At 70.9% G+C, this 7,275-nt stretch carries 6 protein-coding genes; all 6 read right to left on the bottom strand.

From position 1 onward, the window contains the following. Nucleotides 1–192 precede the first annotated feature (192 nt). Nucleotides 193–474, bottom strand: a complete 282-nt coding sequence (locus tag ACFVYS_RS00325; protein WP_004000874.1) for an HU family DNA-binding protein — start codon at nucleotides 472–474, stop codon at nucleotides 193–195. 315 nt (nucleotides 475–789) lie between these two features. Then, on the bottom strand, nucleotides 790–2,208 hold the full coding sequence (locus ACFVYS_RS00320) for an NAD-dependent malic enzyme (protein WP_389497380.1): 1,419 nt from the start codon (nucleotides 2,206–2,208) through the stop codon (nucleotides 790–792). Between the two features lie 352 nt (nucleotides 2,209–2,560). Next, a complete protein-coding gene (locus tag ACFVYS_RS00315) occupies nucleotides 2,561–4,939 on the bottom strand; it encodes a HelD family protein (protein WP_389497378.1) in 2,379 nt (792 codons plus the stop codon). 64 nt (nucleotides 4,940–5,003) lie between these two features. After that, nucleotides 5,004–5,786, bottom strand: a complete 783-nt coding sequence (locus ACFVYS_RS00310; protein ID WP_362270879.1) for a zf-HC2 domain-containing protein — start codon at nucleotides 5,784–5,786, stop codon at nucleotides 5,004–5,006. A gap of 50 nt (nucleotides 5,787–5,836) precedes the next feature. After that, a complete protein-coding gene (locus ACFVYS_RS00305; RefSeq protein WP_010039908.1) occupies nucleotides 5,837–6,358 on the bottom strand; it encodes a sigma-70 family RNA polymerase sigma factor in 522 nt (173 codons plus the stop codon). A gap of 335 nt (nucleotides 6,359–6,693) precedes the next feature. Next, nucleotides 6,694–7,269 (bottom strand): CGNR zinc finger domain-containing protein, encoded by a 576-nt coding sequence (locus ACFVYS_RS00300; protein WP_389497376.1) that lies wholly within the window; start codon nucleotides 7,267–7,269, stop codon nucleotides 6,694–6,696. Nucleotides 7,270–7,275 lie beyond the last annotated feature (6 nt).

Raw genomic sequence — 7,275 nt, 5'->3', positions numbered from 1 at the left:
GTGGCTCCCGGCCGGGGGTCCGGGGTCCGGAGTTTCCGGGTCCGGGCCGGCGGAAACCGGCCCGGACGGCGCCTGGGGCCATGTGTCAGCGCACAACGATGGGGCGGCACCCGGAATACCGGGTGCCGCCCCATCACGTTGCCTACGCTCCGTACACCGTCCGGTGAGGCCGGTGAGGCGCAGACGGCAAGGTTACTTGCCCTTTGCCGCTTCCTTGAGCTTCGAGCCCGCGGAGACCTTGACGCTGTAGCCGGCCGGGATCTGGATCGGGTCACCGGTCTGCGGGTTCCGGGCGGTGCGAGCGGCACGGTGGGTGCGCTCGAAGGTCAGGAAGCCGGGGATCGTGACCTTCTCGTCGCCCTTGGAGACGATGTCGCCGACGACCTCGGCGAACGCGGCCAGCACTGCGTCGGCGTCCTTGCGGGTCACCTCGGCGCGGTCGGCCAGCGCGGCCACCAGCTCACTGCGGTTCATGTTGTTACTCCCGTGTTCTTCTTGCCGTTGCGGCGTGCCACGCGGCGGAGCCGCATGTTGGGCACAGCGAAGTCGTTGTGCACGCGCCCAGAGACGCATCCTGCCCCTACCAGCGGCGCGAAAGCCAATCCGGCACCCGCTCGGAGCCGTGAGACAACCCTTGGGAGTCACACGTGGGGCGGTTGGGTCGGGCGCAACCCTAGAGGGCCGTCCGCGGCGCGAGGTTCCGCGACGCGCCGTTGTGAGGGCCGCCGTGGCGATCCTCACAGCACCCGCCTACCCGGCGCCGCCGAGACTATGAGGCCGACGTCGAGCCTACGAGGCCGACGCTCCCGCCGCCTTCGCGGCCTCCCGCACCGCACCCGCGACCGCGCCGGCGACCTTGTCGTTGAAGACGCTCGGGATGATGTAGTTCGGGTTGAGCTCGTCGTCGCTCACGACCTCCGCGAGGGCCTTCGCGGCCGCGAGCATCATCTCGGTGTTGACGGTGCGGGACTGCGCGTCCAGCAAGCCTCGGAAGACGCCCGGGAAGACCAGCACGTTGTTGATCTGGTTGGGGAAGTCGGAGCGGCCGGTGGCCACGACGGCGGCCGTCTGGCGGGCGATCGCCGGGTCGACCTCGGGGTCCGGATTCGCGAGCGCGAACACGATCGCGTCGTCGGCCATGGCGGCCACGTCGTCGCCGTCGAGGACGTTCGGGGCGGAGACGCCGATGAAGACGTCCGCGCCGCGCACAGCCTCCTTCAGGGTGCCCGTGAGGCCCTCGGGGTTGGTGTTGTCGGCGATCCAGCACAGCGCCGAGTCCGGGGCCGCGTCGACCAGATCCGCGCGGTCCGCGTGGACGACGCCGTGGATGTCGGCGACGACCGCGTTCTTCACGCCGGCGGCGAGCAGCAGCTTGAGGATGGCGGTACCGGCCGCGCCGGCGCCGGACATGACGACCCGCACGTCACCGATGCCCTTGTTCACCACACGCAGGGCGTTCGTGAGGGAGGCCAGGACGACGATCGCGGTGCCGTGCTGGTCGTCGTGGAAGACGGGGATGTCGAGGGCCTCGCGCAGCCGGGCCTCGATCTCGAAGCAGCGGGGGGCGGAGATGTCCTCGAGGTTGATGCCTGCGAAGCCGGGGGCGATGGCCTTGACGATCTCGACGATCGCGTCGGTGTCCTGGGTGTCCAGGCACAGCGGCCAGGCGTCGATGCCGGCGAACCGCTTGAAGAGGGCCGCCTTGCCCTCCATGACCGGCAGCGCGGCCTTCGGGCCGATGTTGCCGAGGCCCAGCACGGCCGAGCCGTCCGTCACGACCGCAACGGAGTTGCGCTTGATGGTGAGGCGGCGGGCGTCCTCGGGGTTCTCGGCGATCGCCATGCAGACGCGGGCCACGCCGGGCGTGTAGATCATCGAGAGGTCGTCACGGTTGCGGATGGGGTGCTTCGACTGCATCTCGATCTTGCCGCCGAGGTGCATCAGGAACGTACGGTCGGAGACCTTGCCGAGGGTGACGCCCTCGATGCCGCGCAGCTGCACGACGATCTCGTCGGCGTGGGCGGTGGAGGTGGCGGCGATGGTGACGTCGATGCGGAGCTTCTCGTGGCCGGACGCGGTGACGTCGAGGCCGGTCACCGAGCCTCCGTGGGACTCCACGGCCGTGGTGATCTGGGAGACCGCCGTTCCGCTCGCGGGCACCTCCAGACGGACCGTGATCGAGTAGGAGACGCTGGGCGCCGTTGCCATGGCCGACTTCCTCTGCACTGCTGGGTCGCGGGTTTGCCGTCCGATCGTCGCACCTACCGACGAGTACATGAAAGCCGCCCCGGATTGCGATCGTTTTGTTCTCAATCAAGCCGGTGAGGGCGTCGGGAGGGGGCCCGGAGGGGCAATGAGAGAGGCCCACATCACAGGTGATGTGGGCCTCTCTCATTGTTCACGACACCGGCCCGCCATGCTCGCCTCGCGGCAAGTGGTCGCTCGTAGCGACGAAGGTTGGGCCCGGGGGCTTGGATCGAGCCGGTGTCACGACCAGGCTAACAAACGGATGGCCGAAGACCATTCCCGTCCGGGGAGTTCACAGGAAACGGTCGGCTGTTCAGTCCCTCAGGAGGTCCGGGACGCCGTTGGCGTCCGGCTCGTCGCGGTCCCCGGAGACGACCGTGAGCTGCTGTGTCGCCCGGGTGAGGGCCACGTACAGCACCCGCAGGCCGGCCGGGCTCTCGTCCGCGATCTCCGCCGGTGAGACGACGACCGTCGCGTCGTACTCCAGGCCCTTGGCCTCGAGGCTGCCGAGGGCCACCACCCGGTCGCCCAGCCCGGCGAGCCAGCGTCTCGCCTCCTCGCGGCGGTTCATGGCGACCACGACGCCGACGGTGCCGTCGACCCGCTCCAGCAGCCGCCCGGCCTCCGCGCGGACGGTGGCGCCCAGGGTGTCGGTGACGGCCTCGAAGCGGGGCACGACGCCCGTCGACCTGACCGCCGACGGGGATTCGGCGCCGGGCATGGCCAGGGCCAGCACCTTCGCGGCCAGCTCGGCGATCTCGGCCGGGTTGCGGTAGTTCACGGTCAGCTGGAAGCGGCGGCGCGGGCGGGTGCCCAGGGCCTCGTCGCGGGCCTCGGCGGCCTCGTCGGGGTCGGACCAGGAGGACTGGGCCGGGTCGCCGACGACCGTCCAGGTGGCGTGCCGGCCGCGGCGGCCGACCATGCGCCACTGCATCGGGGTGAGGTCCTGTGCCTCGTCCACGATCACGTGCGCGTACTCGGTGCGCTCCTGGGCGAGCCGCTCGGCGCGCTCGCGCTGCGTCTCCTCGCGCCCCGGCATCAGCTCCTCCAGGCCGGTGAGCTGGTCCAGCGGGTCGTACTCGCGCCGCTTCTTCGGGCGCATCGGCGCGCCGAGGATCGCCTCGAGCTCGTCGAGCATGGCGATGTCGTGCACCGAGCGGCCGTCCCGTTTGAGGGCGCGGGCGACCTTGCGGACCTCCCCCGGGTTGAGGATGCGGCGGGCCCAGCGGCCGAGCCGCCGTTCGTCGGCCATGGCCGCGAGGACGGCCTGCGGAGTCAGCTCGGGCCACCAGGCGTCGAGGAAGGCGATGAACGCGTCCTCGGTGGTCACGTCCTCGTCGAAGGAGGAGCGCAGCTCGGCGGCGAGCTCTGGGTCGCTGTGCCGGCCGACCGCGCCGGAGCGCTCCCACAGGGCGTCCAGCAGCAGCTTGCGGGCGCGGGGGCGCAGGAGGTTCACCGGGGCCGTGCCGCTGAGGGCGCTCTGCCGGACGCGGTCCAGGTCGGCGGCCTCCAGCTCCAGACGGCGGCCGAAGGCGACGACCCGCAGCCGGGTGGGTGTCCCGGTGGGCGCGGGGGCCGCACCGGTCTCCTCGTCGGGGTCGCCGAAGGCGAGCTGTGCCGGGGCCCGGCCGCCGCTCTCCAGCGCGCCGCGCGCGGCCTTCCGCAGCACCTTGAGCATCCGGTACGACCCCTTGGCCCGGGCCACCGCCGGGGAGTCGTACAGGGTGGCCTCGGCGCCGTCGACGAGGGAGCCGATGGCGCGGATGGCGACCTGGCCCTCCTCGCCGAGCGAGGGCAGCACGCCCTCGGTGTACGCCACGAGCAGCGGCGTGGGCGAGACGATCAGGATGCCGCCCGCGTACCGGCGCCGGTCCTGGTAGAGCAGATAGGCGGCCCGGTGCAGCGCGACGGCGGTCTTGCCGGTGCCCGGCCCGCCCTCGACGTAGGTCACGGAGGCGGCGGGGGCGCGGATGACCAGGTCCTGCTCGGCCTGGATGGAGGCGACGATGTCGCGCATGGTGTGGCTGCGGGCCTGTCCGAGGGCGGCCATGAGGGCGCCGTCGCCGATGACGGGCAGTTCGCCGCCGTCCAGGACCGCCTTCAGCTCGGGACGCATCAGGTCGTCCTCGACGCCGAGGACGCGACGCCCCTTCGAGCGGATCACCCGGCGTCGCACGACGCGCCCCGGGTCGACCGGGGTCGACCGGTAGAACGGCGCCGCGGCCGGTGCCCGCCAGTCGATGACCAGGGGGGCGTAGTCGGAGTCGAGGACTCCGATACGGCCGATGTGGAGCGTTTCGGCGATGTCTGCGGTGTTGTCGGGGCGGACGGCCCCCTCGGCGGGCTCGACGGCGGTGTAGGCGCCGTCGGGGCCCTTCCTGCCGTCCTTCCCGGCGAGCAGGTCGATCCGCCCGAACAGGAAGTCCTCGAACTCGTTGTTGAGCCGGTTGAGGTGGATGCCGGCGCGGAACACCTGGGCGTCCCGTTCGGCGAGGGCGCCGGGCGTGCCGACCTGCCCTCGCTTGGCCGCGTCGTGCATCAGGAACTCCGCCTCGTGGATCTTCTCCTCGAGGCGCCGGTACACCCGGTCGAGGTGTTCCTGTTCGATGCCGATCTCTCGGTCCCGCACCGAATCCGGCGCGGTGTGCCGAACCGATCCGACCGCGGTTTCCTGCTGTGCCTGAACGGCCACCGGGCCCCCTTCTGACGTGCTGGGCAGCCGTCAACCGTACGCGAAGGGGACCCCGTGTAGGAAGTTACGCGTCGATCTGGACGAGCTTCTTGCCGTCGAAGGTCATGACCTCGAAGTGATCGATCTCGTTGGTCTTGAAGGCGGCGCCGCCCACGACGTAGAGCGGGTTCTTGGCCTGCTCGGTCTTGGCGTTCGCGATGCCGTAGCCCCACTCCGGGACCGACCAGGAGGAGACCGTCTCGCGCTCGCCGTTCTTGCCGACGGCGATGAGCGAGCACTTCTCCGGGCCCGTCACGTTCTTCAGCTCGACGCCGATCTCCGTGCCCCAGGCCTTCTCGCCCATGGCGACGGTCGCGGAGACCTTGGAGGCGGAGTCGGTGGCGGAGACGCGGTCACTGAGCGTCGCGAAGGTGTCCTTGGCCGCGTTGGCCGACTTGGTGGAGCTCGCCTCCGTGCCCTTGGTGCCGCTGTCGCCGCCGGTCGCCGCCAGCACGGTGAGCGGGCCGCCGATGATCAGGGCGGCCGCGGCCGCCACCAGGAAGAACGAGCGGCGGCGCTTGGCCGCTCGGCGCTCGGACACCTCGTCGACCAGCCGTTCCGCGAGCCGCGGGCTGGGACGGGCGGACAGGGACTCGCCGATCGCGGGGGTGCCGGTGCCCGGCAGGTCCGCGAGGGCGGCCAGCATGGGTTCCATGCCGGCGAGCTCGTCGAGCTGCTGGGCGCACCACTCGCAGCCGGCGAGATGCATTTCGAAAGCGGTTGCTTCGGCGTCGTCGAGAATCCCGAGGGCGTAGGCGCCGACGGTCTCGTGTTCGCTCGGGCTCGGAGATCCCGTAGATCCCTGCATGGGTCCAGACATACCCGAACCACCTGCTCCGAATCCCCCGTAAACGCTCATCACGCCGTCACCCCCCGCTCCTCCAGAGCCAGCTTCATCGACCGCAGGGCATAGAAGACCCGTGAGCGCACGGTGCCGCTGGGTATCCCCAGCGTCTCGGCCGCCTCGTTGACGGTACGCCCCTTGAAGTACGTCTCGACGAGCACCTCCCGGTGGGCCGGGGTCAGGTCGTCGAGCGCGTCGGACAGCGTCATCAGCCACAGCGCCTTGTCGATCTCGTCCTCCGCAGGAATGACCTCCAGCGGCGACGGGTCGACCTCCTGCGGCCGGGCCTGCCGGCTGCGGTGGCCGTCGATGACGATGCGGCGTGCGACCGTCACCAGCCAGGGGCGTACAGATCCGGTCGCACGATTGAGCTGACCGGCGTTCTTCCAGGCACGGATGAGCGTCTCCTGCACGACGTCCTCGGCGCGCTGCCGGTCTCCGGCAACCAGGCGCAGGACATACGCAAGCAGGGGTCCGGCATGCTCCCGATACAGAGCACGCATCAGCTCCTCGTCAGGTTCCGAGGGCTGGGACATGCGATGTCGGGCCCTCGATCCACGTTCATTGGCCACGGCCGCATCCTTGCGCACGCCCACCTCCGGTGTCCGGGGGATCCCCCAGTCGGTCGCTCGACGACGGGTACGCAAGCGGGGTGTTGAGCGTTCAAACCGAGGAGACACTTTTCTCCGGGGTGTCATGACGAGCGGGGACATGGCGGCACATTCCCACCGCTTTTTCTTTACGTTTTCGCCACATCGACAAGATCGGGCGGCCTGCCCGGCGCGCGGCTCGGGTAAACGGTGTGTAATCGAAATCACTTCGACAGTCGGCCGACGGCACCTCTACGAAAGCCGCATACCCGGCACGGGAGTTACGTCCGTGAGGCGAGCGCCGCCCGTCGGCGGTGCCGCGCCACCCGTTCCCGGTTCCCACAGACCTCACTGGAACACCAACGGCGCCGGCGCCCCCGGGACATGTCGACATAGACGATCGGGCAGTTGTCCCCCGCGCACTGCCGCAGCCCCGCCCGGGCGACGGGATCGGTGAGCAGCTCCACCGCGTCCCGGGCCACGGCGGCCAGCAGCGCCACGCACGCCGGCGGTCCGGCCAACTCGCGCACGAGCCCACCGTCTTCGCCACGCACGGCACGCGGGGCCGGGGGAACGGCCCGGGCGGCGTCGTTGACACGGGCCAGGGCGAGGTCGTACGAATCGGCGTCGTGCCGGGCGAGCCACCCGTGCACCAACTGTCCGGTGTTACGACGCAGTTCGCGGAAGGCCGGCGGCCAGGAGGCGTCGGCGTGGACGAGCGGGGTGTCCGGCGGGACGAGTCCGGAGCCGCGGATCCACGCGCACAACGGCGCGACGGCGTCGAGTCGTTCGAGGGGATGCGCGGTCGCCAGCAGGTCGAGACAGATCCGCCCGGCGTCGAACCGGAGCTCGTCCATGCGCGT

Source organism: Streptomyces sp. NPDC058295 (assembly GCF_042880655.1).
Lineage (GTDB): Bacteria > Actinomycetota > Actinomycetes > Streptomycetales > Streptomycetaceae > Streptomyces > Streptomyces coriariae.
The sequence above is the reverse complement of the archived record's forward strand: the minus strand, read 5'-3'. Positions and strand labels throughout refer to the sequence as shown.